At 68.7% G+C, this 19334-nt stretch carries 15 protein-coding genes and 1 pseudogene; 5 read left to right on the forward strand and 11 right to left on the reverse strand.

Annotated elements, in window-relative coordinates; translation table 11 throughout:
- The 3 genes and pseudogenes from VBO01S_RS33250 to VBO01S_RS21475 form a co-directional block, all read right to left on the reverse strand.
- Nucleotides 1-172, reverse strand: a pseudogene (locus tag VBO01S_RS33250) (bifunctional pyr operon transcriptional regulator/uracil phosphoribosyltransferase PyrR); the annotation flags it as partial.
- Nucleotides 169-621, reverse strand: coding sequence for a Holliday junction resolvase RuvX (gene ruvX / locus VBO01S_RS21470; protein ID WP_062479098.1), 453 nt, complete (start codon nucleotides 619-621; stop codon nucleotides 169-171). The pseudogene VBO01S_RS33250 and the gene ruvX, both read right to left, overlap by 4 nt.
- Nucleotides 618-1217, reverse strand: a complete 600-nt coding sequence (locus tag VBO01S_RS21475; protein ID WP_062479100.1) for a YqgE/AlgH family protein — start codon at nucleotides 1215-1217, stop codon at nucleotides 618-620. Before VBO01S_RS21475 ends, ruvX begins: the two co-directional genes overlap by 4 nt.
- Between VBO01S_RS21475 and VBO01S_RS21480 the strand changes: the two genes are divergently transcribed.
- Nucleotides 1218-2720, forward strand: coding sequence for a cryptochrome/photolyase family protein (locus VBO01S_RS21480; RefSeq protein ID WP_062479103.1), 1503 nt, complete (start codon nucleotides 1218-1220; stop codon nucleotides 2718-2720).
- A 68-nt stretch (nucleotides 2721-2788) separates the two neighbouring features.
- Here VBO01S_RS21480 and VBO01S_RS21485 read toward each other — a convergent pair whose 3' ends face one another.
- From VBO01S_RS21485 to VBO01S_RS21510, 6 genes are all read right to left on the reverse strand, one after another.
- Nucleotides 2789-8818 carry a hybrid sensor histidine kinase/response regulator gene (locus VBO01S_RS21485; protein ID WP_062479106.1) on the reverse strand — a complete coding sequence of 2010 codons (6030 nt, stop codon included), beginning with the start codon at nucleotides 8816-8818 and terminating at the stop codon, nucleotides 2789-2791.
- Nucleotides 8819-8849: 31 nt separating this feature from the next.
- Nucleotides 8850-11177, reverse strand: a complete 2328-nt coding sequence (locus VBO01S_RS21490; protein WP_062479109.1) for a methyl-accepting chemotaxis protein — start codon at nucleotides 11175-11177, stop codon at nucleotides 8850-8852.
- Between the two features lie 42 nt (nucleotides 11178-11219).
- Nucleotides 11220-11753, reverse strand: a complete 534-nt coding sequence (locus tag VBO01S_RS21495) for a chemotaxis protein CheW (protein WP_062479111.1) — start codon at nucleotides 11751-11753, stop codon at nucleotides 11220-11222.
- A gap of 19 nt (nucleotides 11754-11772) precedes the next feature.
- Nucleotides 11773-12138: a response regulator gene (locus VBO01S_RS21500; protein WP_062479114.1), complete on the reverse strand. Its 366-nt coding sequence runs from the start codon at nucleotides 12136-12138 to the stop codon at nucleotides 11773-11775.
- Nucleotides 12138-12536: a response regulator gene (locus VBO01S_RS21505; RefSeq protein WP_021012487.1), complete on the reverse strand. Its 399-nt coding sequence runs from the start codon at nucleotides 12534-12536 to the stop codon at nucleotides 12138-12140. The genes VBO01S_RS21500 and VBO01S_RS21505 overlap by 1 nt, the downstream gene beginning before the upstream one ends.
- Before the next feature lie 81 nt (nucleotides 12537-12617).
- A complete protein-coding gene (locus tag VBO01S_RS21510; protein WP_007838397.1) occupies nucleotides 12618-12788 on the reverse strand; it encodes a rubredoxin in 171 nt (56 codons plus the stop codon).
- A gap of 111 nt (nucleotides 12789-12899) precedes the next feature.
- Between VBO01S_RS21510 and thiD the strand changes: the two genes are divergently transcribed.
- Nucleotides 12900-13865: a bifunctional hydroxymethylpyrimidine kinase/phosphomethylpyrimidine kinase gene (thiD, locus tag VBO01S_RS21515; protein ID WP_062479115.1), complete on the forward strand. Its 966-nt coding sequence runs from the start codon at nucleotides 12900-12902 to the stop codon at nucleotides 13863-13865.
- A gap of 3 nt (nucleotides 13866-13868) precedes the next feature.
- A complete protein-coding gene (hemL, locus tag VBO01S_RS21520) occupies nucleotides 13869-15149 on the forward strand; it encodes a glutamate-1-semialdehyde 2,1-aminomutase (protein WP_062479142.1) in 1281 nt (426 codons plus the stop codon).
- 16 nt (nucleotides 15150-15165) lie between these two features.
- Here hemL and VBO01S_RS21525 read toward each other — a convergent pair whose 3' ends face one another.
- Together VBO01S_RS21525 and VBO01S_RS21530 are read right to left on the reverse strand one after the other, a co-directional pair.
- Nucleotides 15166-16566: an amidase family protein gene (locus tag VBO01S_RS21525; protein ID WP_062479118.1), complete on the reverse strand. Its 1401-nt coding sequence runs from the start codon at nucleotides 16564-16566 to the stop codon at nucleotides 15166-15168.
- Between the two features lie 45 nt (nucleotides 16567-16611).
- Entirely contained in the window at nucleotides 16612-17589 is a 978-nt protein-coding gene (locus VBO01S_RS21530) for a Bug family tripartite tricarboxylate transporter substrate binding protein (RefSeq protein ID WP_255221165.1), read from the reverse strand.
- A 159-nt stretch (nucleotides 17590-17748) separates the two neighbouring features.
- Between VBO01S_RS21530 and VBO01S_RS21535 the strand changes: the two genes are divergently transcribed.
- A complete protein-coding gene (locus VBO01S_RS21535; protein ID WP_062479122.1) occupies nucleotides 17749-18645 on the forward strand; it encodes a LysR substrate-binding domain-containing protein in 897 nt (298 codons plus the stop codon).
- A gap of 143 nt (nucleotides 18646-18788) precedes the next feature.
- Nucleotides 18789-19265: a hypothetical protein gene (locus VBO01S_RS21540; RefSeq protein WP_062479124.1), complete on the forward strand. Its 477-nt coding sequence runs from the start codon at nucleotides 18789-18791 to the stop codon at nucleotides 19263-19265.
- Nucleotides 19266-19334: the final 69 nt, after the last annotated feature.

Genomic DNA, 19334 nt, shown 5'->3' on the forward strand with positions numbered 1-19334 from the left:
CCGACGAAATCACGCCGGGGGCACCGGCCAGGCCCAGGTCTTTTTGCAGGCGCTCGACCAGCCAGGCGCCGCCGGAGGTGATGCCCACCAGTTTCGTCTCGGGGCGCATCAGCGCCTTCACGCCGGACAGTAGCGTCGTGTAGAGCGCTTCGGCATCGGGGATTGAACTCACGGGAGACTCCTCAAAAACTGTTCCAGGATGATGCAGGCCGAGGCGGCGTCGGCATCGCGGGCGCCGGACGACAAGGCCTCGGTGGTGCTGTAGCGCTCGTCGACCTCGAACACCTGGAGATTGAAACGGCCGCGCAGCTGGCGCGCGAACTTCTGCGCGCGGCGGGTGTTCTCGTGCGGGGCGCCATCGGGGTGGTAGGGCACGCCGACCACCAGGGCGTCGGGCTGCCATTCCTTGATGCGCGCCTCGACCTGGGCAAAGCGGGCGTCGGCGCCCTCGGCCTTGATGGTGGCCTGCGGGGTCGCCGTGCGCAGCAGCCGGTTGCCGCTGGCCACGCCGGTGCGCTTCGCGCCGAAGTCGAAGGCCAGGAAGCTCTGGAAATGCGCGGGAACGAGAGCAGGAACGGGAGCAGGGGCGGATGCGGGCGCGTCGGACATGACGTCGCTCATGCGTGGCCCGCGTCGGGAGACAAGGTCCAGGCCTCGAGCCCCAGCAGCATCAACGCCTTGTCGTAGCGCTTTTCCACCGGCGTGTCGAAGATCACGGCCGGGTCGGCCAGCACGGTGAGCCAGCTGTTCTCGGCCAGTTCGGACTCCAGCTGGCCCTCGCCCCAGGCCGAATAGCCCAGCGAGACCAGCACCTTGCGCGGGCCGGCGCCGGTGGCCAGGGCCTCCAGCACGTCCTTGGAGGTGGTCATTTCGAGCCCGCCGGGGATGGTCATGGTCGAGGCGTAGACCGATTCCTCGGGTTTTTCGGCCTGGGTGAACACCGGCTCGTGCAGCACGAAGCCGCGCTCGGTCTGCACCGGGCCGCCCTGGAAAACGGGGGCCTCGCCCAGCTCGGGGCGGGCCAGGTGCAGCTCGATCTTCTCGAACAGCACCTTGAGGTTGATGTCGCTGGGTTTGTTGATCACCAGCCCGAGCGCACCGCGCTCGCTGTGTTCGCAGAGGTAAACGACGCTGCGGTTGAAAGTTTTGTCTTCCATCCCCGGCATCGCGATCAGAAAGTGATGCGTCAGGTTCATCGGGGCAGAATCGGCAGCCATATGCCCCCGATTTTACTGGCCGTCGACAAGACCTATCCCAAAGGGCTCATGTGGTTTCGCCGGGACCTCCGGGTGGACGACAACGCAGCGCTGTACCGGGCGCTGCGGGCCTGCCGGCAGGTGGTGTGCGTTTTCGTGTTCGACCGGGCGATCCTGGACGCCCTGCCCTGCGCGGACCGGCGGGTCGAATTCATCCGCGAATCGCTGGTGGAGCTCGAAACCGAGCTGCGCGGCCTGGGCAGCGGGCTCATCGTGCGGCACGCGGTGGCCGCCGAGGAGATTCCCGCACTGGCCCACACGCTCGACGTGCAGGCGGTGTTCGCCAACCGCGACGACGAGCCCGACGCCCTGGCGCGCGACGCCCGCGTGCTCGGCGCACTGGCCAACACGGGCATCAGCTTCCACACCTTCAAGGACAGCACCGTCTTCGACCGCGACGAGGTCATGACCAAGGCCGGCCTGCCCTACACGGTGTTCACGCCGTACAAGCGGGCCTGGCTGGCGAAGGTGGATTCGTTCTTCCTGAAGCCGTACCCGGTGCGCAGCCACGCCGACGCGCTCGCCCCGCCGCCCCCGGCCCTGGGCGGGCCGGTGCCCACGCTGGGCGAGATCGGCTTCGAAAGCACCAACCTCCAGACGCTGGAGATCCCCACCGGCACGCGCGGCGCCGGCGCGCTGTTCGAGGATTTCTTCGAGCGCATCGACCGCTACGACGAGGCGCGCAACTTCCCGGCCGTGCGCGGGCCCAGCTACATGGGCGTGCACCTGCGCTTCGGCACGGTGTCGATCCGGCAGCTGGCCAGCGTGGCGCACCAGCTGGCGCTGCAGGGCAACACCGGCGCCGCGACCTGGCTCAGCGAGCTGGTCTGGCGCGACTTCTACTTCCAGATCCTGGCGCACTTTCCGCACGTGCATGCGAACGGCGAGTCGAAGAGCTTCCGCCCCGAGTACGACAAGATCGCCTGGCACCACGGCAAGCACGCCGACCAGCTGTTCGACGCCTGGTGCGAGGGCCGCACCGGCTACCCGCTGGTCGATGCGGCGATGCTGCAGATCCGGCAGAGCGGTTACATGCACAACCGGCTTCGCATGGTGGTGGCGAGCTTCCTGTGCAAGGACCTGGGGCTGGACTGGCGGCGCGGCGAACGCTACTTCGCGCTGCACCTGAACGACTTCGAGCTGGCCTCGAACAACGGCGGCTGGCAATGGGCCAGCTCGACCGGCTGCGACGCCCAGCCCTATTTCCGCATCTTCAACCCGGTGACGCAAAGCGAACGCTTCGACCCCGAGGGCAAGTTCATCCGCCGCTACCTGCCGCAGCTCGCGGGCCTGTCGAACGTGGCGATCCATGCGCCGTGGCTGGCATCGCCGGTCGAACTGGAGGCCGCAGGCGTCAGGCTGGGCGAGAACTACCCGAAGCCCGTGGTGGACCACGCCGAAGCGCGGGAAAAGACCATGCAGCGCTATGCGGCGGCGCGCGCCAAGGCCCTGCAAAAACCGTAGCCCAAGAAAAAAGGGCCCCGAAGGGCCCTTTTTTCTTCCGCGCCGATCGCCGGCGCTGCCGAGACCGATCAGGCCACCGCCAGCGCGGCCGGCTCGCTCGTGTACGCACGCACCAGGCGCAGCAGTTCCTCTTCCGAGTACGGCTTGCCGAGGTAGTGGTTCACGCCCAGATCGCGGGCGTACTCGCGGTGCTTCTCGGCGATGCGCGAGGTGATCATGATGATCGGCAACTCGGCCAGGGCCACGTCGGCGCGGATGTTGCGGGCCAGGTCGAAGCCGTCCATGCGCGGCATCTCGATGTCCGACAGCACCACGGCCGGGCGCTCCTGCTGCAGCCGTTCGAGCGCCTGCAGGCCGTCGGCCGCGAGCGACACGCGATAGCCTTCGCGCTGCAGCAGACGCTGCGTGACGCGGCGCACGGTGATGGAGTCGTCCACCACCAGCACGAGCGGGATCTGCGGCACCACCGGGGCAAAGGCGGCCGGCGTCTGCGGCGCGCCGGTGTCCACCGAAGCGGCATGCGTCGGCGCGGCCAGCGCGGCGGTCTGGCGCGCACGCGCCTGGTCGCCGTGCACCGCGGCCAGCGCCACCGGGTTGTAGATGAGCGCCACCGCACCCGAAGCCAGCACCGAGATGCCGGCCAGGCCGGGCAGCCGCGCGAGCTGCGGGCCGAGGTTCTTCACCACGACTTCCTGGTTGCCCAGCACTTCGTCCACATGCAGAGCCACGCGCTGCGCCGCGCTTCGCACGATCACCAGCGTGTTGTTCTTGGTGGCGGCGTGCTCGCTGCGAATCGAATGCTGCAGCAGCGCGCCTGCCCAGTAGAACGGCACCTGCTCGGTGCCGAAGGCGAAGCTGTGGTTCAGGTAGGCGGCCTCGAGGTCGGCGCCGCTCACGCGCTGCACGAGTTCCACGAGGTTCGACGGCACGCCGATCGACACCTCGCCCGCACGCAGCATCACCACGTGCGTCACGGCGGTGGTCAGCGGCAGCACCAGCTTGAAGGTGGTGCCCTGGCCCGGCGTGCTGTGCGTTTCGATGCGGCCGCCGAGCGCGGCGATCTGCGCGCGCACCACGTCCATGCCGATGCCGCGGCCGGCCAGTTCGGACACCTGTCCGGCCGTCGAGAAGCCGGGCTTGAAGATCAGCTCGGTGGCTTCCTCGGGCGACAGGTCCTGGTCGGGGCCGAGTAGGCCGAGGGCGCGGGCGCGTTCGGCGATGCGCTTCTGGTCGAGGCCGGCGCCGTCGTCGCGGAAGCTCACCGACACGTCGTTGCCTTCGTGGTGCAGGTCGATGACGATGAGGCCGCTGGCGTCCTTGCCGGCCTTCTCGCGCGCCGCCACATCCTCGATGCCGTGCGCCACGCAGTTGCGCAGCAGGTGTTCGAAGGCGGGCGTCATGCGGTCGAGCACGCCGCGGTCCATTTCGATGGAGCCGCCGACGATGTCCAGGCGCACCTGCTTGCCGGTGTCCTTCGAGGCCTGGCGCACCACGCGGTACAGGCGGTCGGAGATACCTTCGAACTCCACCATGCGCGTGCGCAGCAGGCCGCGCTGCAGTTCGCGCGTCTGGCGTGCCTGCACGCTCAGGTCGTCTTCCGTGGCCTGCACGGTCTTTTGCAAGGTGCGCTGCACGGTGGCCACGTCGTTCACCGACTCGGCCATCATGCGCGTGAGTTCCTGCACGCGGGTGAAGCGGTCGAACTCGAGCGGGTCGAAGCTCTGCTGCGAGTCCTTGGCCTGCGCCAAACGCGACTGCATCTGGCTTTCAGCCTGCACCTCGATGTCGCGCAGCTGCTGGCGCAGGCGGTCCAGGTTGCCCGTGAGGTCGGCGAGCGAGCCGCGCAGCTGGCCCAGTTCGGCCTCCAGGCGCGAACGCGTGATGATGACCTCGCCAGTCTGCGCGACCAGGCGGTCGAGCAGCTGGGTGCGGATGCGCACCGCCTGGCCCGACGCCGCGCGCAGCGGCGCGAGCAGGGCCGGCGCGGGGCGCGGCAGCAGGGACGATGGAGCTTCAGCGGCGGATTCGACGGAAGCGGCTTCGGCCTGGTCGTCGTTCGCCGACTCGCGCACCTCGGGCGCCGCCTGCACGCGCTGGATGGCGGGTGCGGTCGGGCTGGCGGTGGCGATCAGCTGGGCCACTTCGACCTGGGCGGCGTCGTCGGCCGCGCGCAGGGCGTCGAAGGTGTGTTGCAGCGTGTCCAGGCGCGTGAGCAGCTTCTCGATGTCGGCCCGCTCCGCCCCCTGGGAGCCCAGCAGTTCGATCTCGGACTCCATGCGGTGCGCGCGCTCGCCCAGGCGCATGGCGCCAGCCAGCCGGGCGCTTCCCTTGAGCGTGTGCAGCGTGCGCAGCACCGAGGCGCGCGGCGCGGCGTCGTCGGGGTGGTGCGACCACTGGCGCAGCGCCTCGCCCAATTGCGGCATCAGTTCGGCGGCCTCTTCCTCGAAGATCGGGAACAGGTCGACGTCGACCGCATCGGCCAGGTCGATGGCGTCTTCGTTGTCGTCCAGTACCACGTCGGCAAAGGCGTCGTTGGCGACGACCTGCTTGGGCAGCAGCGTCTCGAAGCGGGCCGCGGCGATTTCGGGCGGCATCGGCGCGGCGGCGATTTCGCGCAGCGCCTGCAGCGTGGCTTCGGACGGGTCGCGCAGGAAGCCGACCGCGAACTGGTGCAGCAGGCGACGCAGCTCGTCGGCCGCGGCGACCAGCACGACGCCCTGCTCGCGCGTGCCGCTGCCCTGCATCTGCAGGTGCTGCAGCGCCGATTCGAGCAGGCGGGCCATGCCCGAGAGGCTGTGGAAGCCGACGGTGGCCGAGCTGCCGGCCAGCGAATGCGCCAGCGCGATGGTCGAGTCGGGCAGGCGCTCGTGGGTTTCGAGCGCCCATTCGCCGACATCGGTCGCCAGTTGGCGGGACCATTCGTCGGCTTCGTTGAGGTAGACGTTGTACAGCGCGATGCCGATGCGCAGCGGGCCGATCACCTTGACCTGGTCTTCGGCGCTCGGCGCGATGGAAGACTCGGGCTCGAGGACCGCCTCGGCCAGCACGGGCTCGGGCTCGGACACGGGTTCCGGCTCGGCCACGACGGCTGCTGGCAGCTCTTCGACGACAACGGGGGCTGGGGCTTCGGGGGCGACTTCGATGGCCGCCGACACAGGTTCCGGCTCCGGCTGCAGTTCTTCGACCGGCACGTCCAGCGCCGGCAGTTCTTCGGCGGCCTCGATGACCTCGACAGGTGCCACCGTCTCGGCGACAGGCTCTGCGGCAGCCAGCGGCAGCGGCTCCGGCGCCCATTCGAGATCGGGCAGGCCCGACGCGGTCGGCACCGTCGCTTCGATTTCCGGCACGGGCTCGGGCTCGGCGTGCGACACGGCGGGCTCGGCCGGTGCATGCGTCTTCGGGGGCGCGAGGAAATCGAAATCGTCGCCGCTGGGCAGCACGTCAAGCGGCGCGGGCGCAGTCTCTTGCTTGCCTTCGAAGTCGAGGAAGTCGGTGGACGCGAAATCGTCGTCGGGCTCGGGTGTGACAGGCTTGGTCGGTGCGTGTGGCGCTTCTTGCGCCTGCTGCCAATCGGAGAAGTCCAACGTGGCGTCAGGGGCTGCGACATCTTGCGGCGTCAGCGAAAGGTCGGGGAGCTCAGGCAGCTCCGGCAGTGCGAGCGGCGCCGGCTCGGCGGCGATGTGGCGCGCGGCCACCGCGAGCGCTTCGGCATCGGCCACGCGCACCGGTGCGGGCACGGGCTCGCCGGCCAGCAGCGCATTGGCCACGCGGCTGAACGGTGCCGAGTGCCAGGTGCCCGCATCGCCGGCGGCGATGGCTTCGACCCACTGGCTGAAATCGCGCAGCATGCGCTCGGTGCTCGACAGCAGCTCGGGCGTGGCGTCGCGCTGGTCGGCCAGCCAGGTGTTGAGCACCTGCTCGAGCGACCAGGCGGCGTCGCCGAAGTCGGTGAGGCCGACCATGCGCGAGCTGCCCTTGAGCGTGTGGAACGCGCGGCGCAGGATGGTGAGTTCTTCGGTGTCGCCGGGACGGTTGCCGAGCGCGGCGATGGCGGCCAGGCCGTTGCCCACCACTTCGCGGGCTTCGTCCAGGAAGATGTTCTGCAGGTCGTCTTCTTCGAGCTCGGTGACCTCGGTGTCGGGCAGCGCCGACGGGCCCGTGATCTTGGTGGTCCAGCTCTCGGCCTTGCGGCTGAACTCCTCCAGCGGCGACGGCTTGGTCTTGCGGTTGGGCGTGGCCAAGGCGGCAAGCTTGGAAGCGATCTGCGCGTCGACCTCCTCGATGCTGAGCACGGGCTCGGCGGCCGGCGCGGCAGCGCCTTCGGCCGGGGCCGCGGCATCGATGGCCTGGCGGCCCATCAGCGGCTTGAGTTCGCCGGCCTCGGCGTCGAACACGAACAGGCGCTTGGCCAGTGCGGGCTGGTAGCCCAGCATGTCGATGAGGAAACCGAGCGCGCCCAGGTTGTTGCCGAGCGCGTCGAAGGTGGCCATTTCCTCGACGGGCGAGCGGTTGACCTGCAGCATCTGCTCGACGTCGTCGCGCATGCGTTGCACGGTGTGCGCGGCCTGCTCGAGCCCCAGCACCGAGAACACGCCGCGCATCTGCATGAGCTGGGTGGGCACGGTGCGCAGCAGCGGCTTTTCGGCCGGGCGGCGGAAGTACTGGTCGAGCGACTTCTCGAGTTCGCTCAGGTGGCTGCGCAGCTCGTCGACCACGGTGCCCATGGTCTGGCGGTCGCTGACGCGGCGGTACAGGTCCTCCATCCACGGCTCGAGCGGCTCGGAACGGCCGCCGTCGCGCACGCGCTCGATGCGGCCGGCCAGCTGCAGCGTGCGGGCCGTGAGCTGCGGGTCGCTGGGATCGAGGTCTTCGAGCGCGGCTTCGAGGTACAGCACCGAGGTGGCGACTTCCATCGCCAGTTCGGTGTCGGGCGGCTGGCCGGAACGCACCGAGGCGTCCACGGCGTGCGTCAGCGCCTGCACCATCGGCTGGCTCGGCGGGTGCAGCTTCAGCAGCGATTCGCCGAGCTGCGCGAACGTGTCGGCCACCTGGCGCGTGCGCGTGATGTCGCCGCCCGAGAGCGCCGACCACATTTCCTTGGCGGTCTCGATGCGCTTGCGCGCCTGCGAGAGCACCAGCGGGTCGAAGCGGCCGAACTGCACCACGGTGTAGTCGACGCGCGGTTCTTGCGTCACGCCCCAGGCGCTGCGCACGGTGCGCAGCGTGGCGGCGTCGTCCTGCGCGCCGGGCACGGCCTGGGCGCAGAAGAAGAGCAGGTCCTGGCCGAGGCGGTCGGACACCACGCTGTCGCCGCGCGCCAGCGTGGCGTACTGCAGCAACACGCGCGAGGCGGCGCGCTTGACGTAGGTGTCGGCGGGAATCAGGCCCAGTGCGAGGGCTTCGAAGAAGCCCGCGGCCAGCGTCCAGAAGCTCGCCACGCGCGGCAGCAGCGCACCGCGCCCGAGCCCCAGGCACAGCGCATGCAGCCGTCGCGCGGCCTGCGCGTCGCCGCTCTTGACCAGTTGCAGCACCTCGCGGTCAAGCCGCGAACGCACGGCCGGGTCATAAGCGAGCGCCGCTTGCGTGAGGGCCGGCTTGACCTCGACCCAGCGCCAGGCGGTGCTCCACAGGTCCGCCGGGTGGACGCGCTCATTGCCGCCCAGCTCCAGCACGTCGCGGTACTGCGGAAACAGCGCCACCGACGACACGGCCTTGCCGGCCAGCAGTGCGCTGAGGAAATCGGTGACGGCAAAGCCGGCGCGCTCGATCTTGTGCACGGCACTCTCGGTGCAGCGCTGCGGTTCGGCGATGAAGCCCTGCACCGCGAATTCGATGGTGCCCAACACCAGTGCGGGCGAGCTGTGGCCGACCATCTGCAGCGCGCCGACGGCCTGGTGCAGTTGCTGGCGGGCCATCTGCAGCGGACCGCTCTCGGGCTCCGTGGCACTGCCCACGTCGCGCACGAAACGCCGCAGCGACTTGCCGACACCGTCGAGGGACTTCTGGATTTCTCCCAGCACCCAGGCCAGCGGCCCGAGGTCTTCGGTGGCCGGCATGTTGCCGGCAAGGGGGGCCGTGGCAGGGGTTTGAATCGACACGTGGTTGCTCGCCGTTCTTATCTATCTGTTGTCACGCGATCTTGAAACGAGCGACGGAGCGACGCAGTTCTTCGGCCATCTGCGAGAGCTCGCGCACCTGCTGGGCCGTGGTCCGCGTGCCTTCTCCGGTCTGTTCCGTCACCGCAAAAATGTGCTGGATGTTGGCGGCCACCACGTTGGCCGAATCGGCCTCGCGGGAGGCGGACTGCGAAATCTGCTCGATGAGGTCAGCGAGTCGGCGCGACACGCGGTCGATCTCGGACAGCGCGGTACCCGCGTTGTCGGACAGCTTCGCCCCTTCGACCACACCCTGCGTGGAACGCTCCATGGCGCCCACCGCGTCCTGCGTGTCGGTCTGAATCGCCTTCACCAGCGCCGAGATCTGGCGCGTGGCGTCTGCGGAGCGTTCGGCCAGTCGCTGAACTTCTTCCGCCACCACCGAGAAGCCTCGGCCGGCTTCACCGGCGGATGCCGCTTGAATGGCGGCGTTCAGGGCCAGCACGTTCGTCTGTTCGGTAATGTCCGAGATCAGCTCGGTGATTTCGCCAATCTCCTGCGACGACTCACCCAGGCGCTTGATCCGCTTGGAGGTTTCCTGGATCTGGTCGCGGATGGAGTTCATACCGCCGATGGCGTTCTGCACGGCCTGCAGGCCCGACGATGCGGCTTGCAGCGACTGGCGCGCCACCGTGGCGGACTCTTGCGCTTGCGAGGACACGCCGTTGATTCGCTCGGCCATGGTCAGCACCGACTGGCCGGTTTCACGAATTTCGCGCAGCTGCTCGGTCGAGGCGGCGAGCAGTTCGGTCGAGGTGTTTTCCACCTGCGACGTCGTCTGCGCCACGCGGGTTGCCGTGTTCTGCACGTTGCCCACCAGCAAACGCAGTTCTTCCACCGTGTAGTTCACCGAGTCGGCGATGGCGCCGGTGATGTCCTCGGTCACGGTCGCTTCCTGCGTCAGGTCGCCTTCGGCCACTGTCTGCAGTTCGTTCATCAGGCGAAGAATGGCGGCCTGGTTGGCGTTGTTCACGCGGCCGGCTTCTTCGGACGCCTGCTCGGCAGCCAGACGCTCGCGTTCGGCGACGGCGGCACGTTCGCGGCCTTCGCGCACCTGCACGAAACCGATGGCGCCAGCGAGCGCCAGGGCGGCCAGCGAGAGCACGAACAGCAGCACGATGGTGCCGGCGCCCAGGCCAGTGCGTGCCGAGAGCTTCTCTTGCAGTTCGCCCAGCGACTTACGCAGCGGCTCGCTGTCGGTCAGGATGGACGCCTGTGCTTCGCGCGCGGCCACCAGGCCTTGCAGGTTGCCCAGAATGGCCGAGGCCTGCGTGCGCATCTGTTCGTAGGTCTTCAGGATGGCTTCGAGCTGCTGGCGCGTCTGCGGGTCTTTCGAGCCGGGGAAGCGCTGCTGCGCGTTGCCGTCGAGCAGGCCGCGGGTGGTTTCCTGGAAGGTGTTCAGGTCCTTGCCCAGCAGGAACACGGCGTCGGGGTTCACACCCTCGACCGTGAAGAACTCGTTGGTCGACTTGCCGATGCGCTGCGTCAGCATCACGAGCTGGCCGGCGGCCGAGATCTCGGGCAGCGTGGCGTTCTGCTGCATCTTCAGCGACGCGACGGTTTCCGTCATTTCGAGCAGCGTGGACGACTGCTGGTTGATGTCGCGCAAGGCGGCGCCCACCTGCGTCAGGATCTGGCGCTGGGCCAGCACGGCCTTGGCGCTCGCGTCGGCGCGGGCGACCAGCGGGTTGATCTTGTTCATCTCCTCGTCGTACTGGTTGCCGACGGCTTCCAGGCGCAAGGCGTCGTCGCCGTTGGTCAGGCCCTGCACGCGGCGCGAGAGGTCGTCGGCGCTGTCCTTCACTTCGACGAACGCCGAGGCGCTGCCGACGAGGGCCTGCGAGATCGACTTGGCCAGGCGCTGCGACTGCATCAGCGACTGGCCGGTGGCCGCCACCTGCTGCGCCAGGCGTTCCGCGCGAAGGATGGCGGAGCCGGCCACCAGCAACAGCGCCAGCACCACGATGGCCAGCATGATGGCCAGCACGCGCTGCTGCTTGGCGGGGTTGGCGCCCATGCCGCCGCCCGCGGCGGGGGCCAGCGGCACCGCTTCGAGCGTGGCCGCGTTGGCAGCCTCGACGGACGCCGGATCGCCCAGCGCGTCGATGCCGCCGAAGCCGGTGTCGGCTGTGGCGGCGGATGCGCCCTCGCCCTTCTTGGCGAGGCGGATCGTTTTTTCGTCCGGAACCTGAACCGTGTCGACATCGTCGAGCGATATCGAACCGGAGCCGTCGACGCGGGCCTTGTCGTTCCCGTTGGTCGCGGGGAGTAATTTCTTGAACTTGTCGGCGATCGAGCTCACGGTCGGTCCTTCAGGTGGTTGCCAGTGCCATGTGCCGAAGCACTACGCACCAATACTCAAAAACTGGGGTTGCTGCGAAAGCGCCTGCAGGTTGACTTCCTGCCAGCGCTCTCCTGCTGCGTCGGTGTACAGATGCCCGTGCCAGGCCGGGGCCTCTGCGCCCGGAGCGTCGGCGGCCGTGAAGGCCTCCGCACCCCGCAACCCCGCCAGTCGATCGACCAGCAAAGCGCAGTTGACTTCGAGCAGCTCGTTGAATGCCACGAGCCGCGATTGGATGCGTGCCGCCTCGGTGGCGGCGGGGGCGCCCGGCGCACCGGACGCAAACGCCGACAACTGCACGACGCCGTACAGGCCGCCGCGCAGGTTGGCGACGCCGAGGAACCAGGGCTCCGTGTAGGGCACGGGCTGGGGCGGCGTCCAGGGAAAGATTTCGCCGGCGTGCGCCAGCGGAAAGAGGTACTTGCCCTCACCCGCCTCGACCGCCAGCCAGCTCGCGGCCACGCCCGTGGTGCGCGCGGCCTGGAGGCGGCTCGCAAGCCGGGACTGGAAGGCGCGCAGCGCGTCGCGATTCGCCATGGAGTGCGCAGGTTCCCGCTCAGGCGAGCGCGCTGATCTTGGACATCAGATCGGCCGCGTTGACCGGCTTCACGATGTAGTCGCGTGCGCCCTGGCGCATGCCCCAGACACGATCGGTTTCCTGGTTCTTGCTGGTGCACAGGATGATCGGAATGGCGGCGTACTTCGGGTCACGGGCGATGGCGCGCGTGAGCTGGAAACCGTTCTGGCCGGGCATGACCACGTCCATGAGGATCAGGTCAGGGTGGTCTTCCTCGAGACGGCGCATCGCGTCGTCGGCGTTTTCGGCCGTCTTCACGGAGAAACCGTTTTTCTGGAGGAGGTCGGTCAGGAACACCAGTTCCGTCTTGGAGTCGTCGACGACGAGGATTTTTCGAATGGGCATTACTGCACTTCCTGTTGAACAATGCCAAACTGCTGCACGGCCTGCAGCAGCTGGTCTTTGGTGAATGGCTTCGTGAGATAGTCTTGGGACCCGACCATGCGGCCGCGGGCCTTGTCGAATACGCCATCTTTCGAAGACAGCATGACGACCGGGACATTGGAGAAATGCGCGTTGCGCTTGATGATGGCGCAGGTCTGATAGCCGTCGAGGCGAGGCATCAGGATGTCGCAGAAAATCAGGTGAGGCTTGTGGTCGTTAACCTTGGAGAGCGCGTCGAAGCCGTCTTCCGCGAGAAGAACCTCGTGCCCACCCTGCTTCAGAAAAATCTCGGCACTGCGCCGGATGGTGTTGCTGTCATCGATGACCAGCACCTTGTAACCAGATCCATTCGGGCCCATTGCAAACGCTCCTGCTCATGAGACTTGGATGCCCGCCGCGCCGAACATCGACGCAGATCGCGTAGCCCTATGCCATGCTTGTCAGATCTCAACCATTTCGAAGTCTTCCTTGCGCGCACCGCACTCAGGACAGGTCCAGTTCATCGGCACATCGGCCCAGGCCGTGCCTGCCGCGATGCCGTCTTCCGGTACACCAACCGCTTCGTCATAGATCCACCCACAAATCAGGCACATCCAAGTTTTCGTGTTCATCGGAGCTTAAAGTCCTTGTTCATTAAATGCAACGAGTGTATCTATGCGTATCTCACTGGCAGACCGTAAACGTCGCGCCTATGCCACCATCCAGGGGATTTCGCTAGGCGTATGACCATCTACTTACATCCAGACGAGAACGCCCGCAAACCGGGCAATCTTAACGACCCCTCGCAGGACGATGAGGCGCTGAGCGAACGCGACCTGAATCCCCCCTGCGTGCTGGTGTTCAATGCCAGCGATCCGAGCGGCGCGGGCGGCCTGGGCGCCGACGCGTTGGCCATGGGATCGGTGGGCGCTCACATCCTGCCGGTGGTGACGGGCGCCTACGCGCGCGACACGGCCGAGATCTTCGACCACTTCGCCTTCGAGGAAGAGGCCGTGGCCGAACAGGCGCGCGCCATCCTGGAAGACGTCGAGGTCCAGCTGATCAAGGTTGGCTTTGCCGGCACCCCCGAGGCGCTGAGCACCATCGCCGAGACCGCCGCCGACTACCCGGACGTGCCCGTGGTGGCCTACATGCCCAACCTGTCGTGGTGGGACGAGAACCTCATCGAGGCCTATCTCGACGCTTTCCGCGACCTCGTGCTGCCCCAGACCACGGTGTTGGTTGGAAACCACAGCACCCTGTGGCGCTGGCTGCTGCCCGACTGGAGCGGCGAGCGCCCGCCCGGCGCGCGCGACATCGCCAAGGCCGCCGGCGAGTTCGGCGTGCCTTACACATTGGTCACCGGCATGGTGCTGCCCGACCAGTTCATCGACAACGTGCTGGCCTCGCCGCAGTCGGTGCTGGCCAGCGAGAAGTACGAACGGCTCGAAGCCGTCTTCGCCGGTGCCGGCGACACGCTCTCGGCCGCGCTAGCTGCCCTGCTCGCCAGCGGCACCGACCTCGTGGCCGCCACGACCGAAGCGCTTGCTTACATGGACCGCTGCCTCGACGCGGGCTTTCGCCCCGGCATGGGCCACGTGCTGCCCGACCGCCTGTTCTGGGCCGAGCCCGAGGACGACGAAGACGATGACGACGCGCCCGACACCCCTCCCGATTTCGCTTTACCCCCGCACGACACGCGACACTGATTGATGACTGACCAGAACGACCTTCTTTTCGAGCGCGCCCGCGCCGTGATCCCCGGCGGCGTGAACTCGCCCGTGCGCGCCTTCAAGGCCGTCGGCGGCACGCCCCGTTTCATCCAGCGCGCACAAGGCGCCTATTTCTGGGATGCCAACGACAAGCGCTACATCGACTACATCGGCTCCTGGGGCCCGATGATCCTGGGCCACGGCCACCCCGCGGTGGTCGAGGCGGTGCAGAAGGCCGTGCTCGAAGGCTTCTCGTACGGCGCGCCGACCGAGCGCGAGATCGAACTGGCCGAAGCCATCCTGGCCCTGGTGCCGTCGATGGAAATGGTGCGCCTCGTGAGCTCGGGCACCGAAGCCGCCATGAGCGCGCTGCGCCTGGCGCGCGGCGCCACCGGCCGCAAGACCATCGTCAAGTTCGAAGGCTGCTACCACGGCCACGCCGACGCGCTGCTCGTGAAGGCCGGTTCCGGCCTCGCCACCTTCGGCAACCCGACCTCGGCCGGCGTGCCGCCCGAGGTGGTGCAGCACACGCTGGTGCTCGAGTACAACAACCTGCAGCAGCTCGAAGAAGCCTTCGCGCTGCACGGCAAGGACATCGCCTGCCTGATGATCGAGGCGATCGCCGGCAACATGAACTTCGTGCGCGCCACGCACGAATTCGCGAAGCGCTGCCGCGAGCTGTGCACGCAGCACGGCGCGCTGCTGATCTTCGACGAGGTGATGACGGGCTTCCGTGTCGGCCTGCACGGCGCGCAAGGCGTGCTGGGCATCACGCCCGACCTCACGGTGCTCGGCAAGGTGATCGGCGGCGGCATGCCGCTGGCGGCCTTCGGCGGCCCGCGCGCCATCATGGAACAGCTCGCGCCGCTGGGCCCGGTCTACCAGGCCGGCACGCTGTCGGGCAACCCGGTGGCCACCGCCTGCGGCTTGGCCACGCTGAAGGAAATCTCGAAGCCCGGCTTCTACGAAGCGCTGGCCAAGAAGACCCGCACGCTGGTCGACGGCCTCAAGGCCGCCGCGGCCGCCGAGGGCCAGCCCTTCAACGCCGACAGCGAAGGCGGCATGTTCGGCTTCTTCCTGATGAACGAACTGCCGCAGAACTACGCGACGGTGATGACCACCGACAACGCGCAGTTCAATGCACTGTTCCACGGCCTGCTCGATCGCGGCGTGTACATCGCGCCGGCACTCTATGAAGCAGGCTTCGTGAGCGCCGCGCACAGCGAGGACGACATCGCGGCCACCATCGCGGCGGCGCGCGACATCTTCAGTAAGCGCTGACGCGCGCCCTCCCCGCTCAGGCGGGGTCGACCGCCGCCACCGGCCCGGCCTCGGCTTCGAGCACTTCGGCCGCGGCCAGGCAGAGGTCTTCGCGGAAGCGGTCGCCCACGAGTTGCACGCCCGTGGGCAGCCCGTGGCGCAGCCCCATCGGCACCGACAGCCCCGGCAATCCCAGGATCGCGGTGGACAGCAGCGGGCTCTGCGCATCCAGAATCTCCCGCATCGCAGAGCTGCCGCGCTGGTCGGCGTCGACCGGGAACGGATGGCGCCACGACACCGGCATCAGCAGCAGCGGATGGCGCTGCAGGAACAGCGCCCATTCGCGCATCAAGCCCGTGCGCGCGGCCAGGGCACGCATGTAGCCCACCGTGTCGAACTGCGGCGCGTGCGCATCCATGGCGCGGTAGGCCTGGCGGATGGTGTCGTCGCCGTCGCGCATCAGTGCCTCTTCCACCAGCAGCCGGCTGTCGGCCATCGTCAGCGACAGCCAGAGGTCGGCCGTCTCGCGCAGGCGCGGCGGCTGCGCGGGCTCGACGCGGTAGCCGGCGCGCTCCAGGCGGCGCGCGGCGCGCTGCAGGGCGTCGGCCACCTCAGGGTCGCAGGCGTAGCCGGGCAGCTCGGTGCACAGCGCCACGCTGACGGGGCTGCCCGACGTGGCCGATTCCAGCGGCGCGGGCGCCCACCACGGGTCGCGCACATCGCGCTGCGCCATCGCGGCAAAAGCCAGCCGCAGGTCGCGCACGCTGCGCGCCAGCGGCCCCTGCACCGACGTGAGCTGGACCACCATCGGCCGCTCGCCCGTACCCGAGGGGTTGAAAGCCGGCACGCGCCCGAAGCTCGGGCGCAGGCCGTACACGCCGCAGGCGTAGGCCGGGTAGCGGATCGATCCGCCCTGGTCGTTGCCGTGCGCGATGGCGCCGATGCCGACCGCCACCGCCGCCGCCGCGCCACCGCTGGAACCGCCCGGCGTGACGTCGGCGTTGTACGGATTCAGCGTGCGCCCGTGCGCTGCGTTGTCGGTGAACCAGCGCATCGAGAACGCGGGCGTGTTGGTGCGGCCGACCACGATCGCGCCGGCGCGCTGCAAGTTCGCGACCACGGGGCTGTCGTCCTTCGCCACGACGCTGCGGTAGGCCTCCACGCCGTTGGTGGTGGCATGCCCGCGCTGGTCGACGTTGACCTTGATGGTGACCGGCACGCCGTGCAGCGGCCCGGTCGCCTCGCCCTTCGCGAGCACGGCATCGGCCTGCGCCGCCGCGCCGAGGGCCTCGTCGGCGCAGCCGTCGACCACGGCGTTCACCCGTGGGTTGACGGCCTCCAGCCGCGCCAGGCTGCTGCGCACCGCCTCGACGCACGAGACCTCGCGCGCCTTGATGCGCAGCGCCAGGTCGGCGGCTTCCAGTTGCCAGAGTTGCATGCGTTGTCTCCTTGAGAAAAATGAAATCGATCGATCGGACCTGCGTCAGTCGCCCTTGACGCCCGCGCGCCGCACGGCGTCGGCCCAGCGCGGCTTCTCGCGCTTCATCAGCGCGCTGAGTTCCTCGGGACTCGAAGGCAATGCCTCGATCGACAGCGCGGCGTTGGCGCGCACCACGGCCGGGTCGGCCAGCGCGGTGCGCAATGCGGTGTTGAGCCGGTCGACCGTCTTGCGCGGCGTGCCCGCCGGCGCCATCAGCGCGCCCCAGGCCACCACCTCGAAACCGGGCACGCCGCTCTCGGCCACCGTCGCCACCTCGGGCAGCACGCCGGCGCGCTTGGCGCTGGTCACGGCGATCGCCTTGACCCGGCCCTGCTGGATGAACGGCAGCACCGCCGAGATGTTCTCGATGGTCACGTCGAGCTGCCCATTGACCATGTCGCCGACCGCCTGCGTGCCGGTCTTGTAGGGCACCTGCACCATCGTCAGGCCCGTCTCAGCCTTCAGCAATTCGCCGGTCAGGTGGCCTGCGCTGCCGATGCCGGGCGAGCCGGCCGAGAGCTTGCCGGGGTGCTCGCGCCCGTAGGCGATGAGCTCCTGCAGGTTGCGCACCGGCAGGTCCTTTCGCACGATCAGCACGTAGGCGTTGCTCGAGATCAGGCCGACCGGCACCAGGTCTTTCTCGGGCGCGTAGGGCAGCTTCGAGAAGAAGGCCGGGTTGATGCTCAGCGTGACGAGGTTGCCGTAGCCGACCGTGTAGCCGTCCGGCGCGGAGGTGGCCAGCGCCTGCGTGCCGACGATGCCGCCGGCGCTGGGGCGGTTGTCCACCGCCAGGGCCTGGCCCAGTTCGCGGCCCATGGCGTCGGCTACCGGCCGCACCGCGACGTCCACGCCCGACCCGGCGGCGTAGGGCACGATGAATTTCAAGGGGCGCTCGGGAAACTGGGCCGAGGCGCCCAGGGCAACGGCGGCCAGTCCGGCCAGGACGGTGCGGCGGGTCCACGCGAATGACAGTGCAGGCACGAAGCGATCTCCTGTGAGAGTCCCGCCGCTCACCATGAGACGACCGGTGCGCAAAGTCTAGAAATCGGCCGCGCGCCGGAAAAGACAATCGCTTGTCGCGATGACAACCTGCGTTTGTCTGGGGATCACCCGGTGGCGCCGGGCGGCAGAATGCGCCGCATGAAGGACCACCAGCTCAAGGCCTGGCTGCGGCTGGCCGACACCGGCAGCATCCGCGCCGCCGCGCGCAGCCTGCACCTGAGCCAGGCGGCCGTGACCAAGGCGATCCGCGAACTCGAGGCCGAGGTCGACGCCCAACTGGTGCTGCGCAGTTCGCGGGGCATCGAGTTCACCGAGTGCGGCCGCCAGCTCACCGTGCGCGCGCGGCTGGCGCACCAGCAGCTCGAACTCGCGCGCCAGGACATCCGCATCCTGCAGGGCAGCCAGCACGGGCGCGTGGCCGTCGCGGTGACGCCGATGGTGTTCCTGGGCGTGCTGCCCGAGGTGGTGCGCGCCTTTCGCAAGGCCATGCCGCATGCGCAGCTCAAGCTCTTCGATGGCCTGATTCCCCAGGTGCTGCCGCTGCTGCGCGAAGGCACGATCGACTTCGCGGTGGCCGGCCCGGTGGCCGCGGCGCTCGACGCCGACTTCGCGTTCGAACGGCTCGACATGATCGAGATGGCGGTGCTCTGCCGACGCGGCCATCCGCTGAACCGCGCCACCCGATGGGAAGAAGTGGCGGGCGCCGAATGGCTGATGCACCTGGCGCCGGGCAGCCAGCACACCTTCCTGCTCGAACAGTACGCCGCGCAGGGCCTGCCGCTGCCGGAGCACCGCATCGAGGTGGCGTCGTTCGGCGTGAGCTGGGGCCTGCTGACCCGCAGCGACGCGCTGATGGTCGGGCCGGCCGGCATGCTCACCATGCCGCCGTATGCCGACCTGGTGGAGCGCGTGCCGCTCGCGATGCCGGTGCCGCCACTGGAACTGGGCATCGTCTCGCCGCGCGGCAAGCCGCTGTCGCTGGCGGCGCTGCGGCTGGCCGAGCTGTTCCGCAAGTACCTGGCGCGGCCCGCCTGAGCGATGTCATCGTTTTCGCGATGGCCGCGTGTATATTGCGCCGGCGTTCGCGGGGCCGTGCCCCCGCGCGCAGACCCAAGGGAAGCCGTCATCGCAGCCACCATCGAAGCCGCGAGACAGACCAATTTCAGGATGCCCCGCCCATGACCCCCTTGCGCATGCTGCCGCTGCTGAGTGCCCTTCTTTTGCCGGGCCTCGCGCTGGCGCAGTCCTTCGAGCCGAAGAACATCTGGGTCAACCCCGGCTTCTACTCGGCCCACTTCGACAGCGGCAAGGGCCTGGAAAACGCCAACCCGGGCCTGGGCTTCGAGTACCCGCTGAACGACACCTACCGCGTCACGGCCGGCACCTTCCACAACAGCAACCGGCGCCAGTCGCACTACGTCGGCCTGTACATCCTGCCCTTCGAGTTCTACGGCGTGAAGTTCGGCGCGGTGGTGGGCGGCTTCGACGGCTACCCCGACTACCGCAACGGCAACTGGTTTCCCGCCATCATTCCGACGGCCGCCATCGAGGGCAAGAACTGGGGCCTGAACATCGCCTACGTGCCGACGATCAGGAATCGCCTCTACGGCGCGATCAGCTTCCAGCTCAAGTACCGCTTCGGCACGCACGAGTAGCGGCCACAAAAAAGGCCAGGGCCGCGTGAGCGACCCTGGCCTTGTTCGGGCAGGCCCCACGGGGCCGCA

This window comes from Variovorax boronicumulans NBRC 103145 (genome assembly GCF_001591345.1).
Classification (GTDB): domain Bacteria; phylum Pseudomonadota; class Gammaproteobacteria; order Burkholderiales; family Burkholderiaceae_C; genus Variovorax; species Variovorax boronicumulans.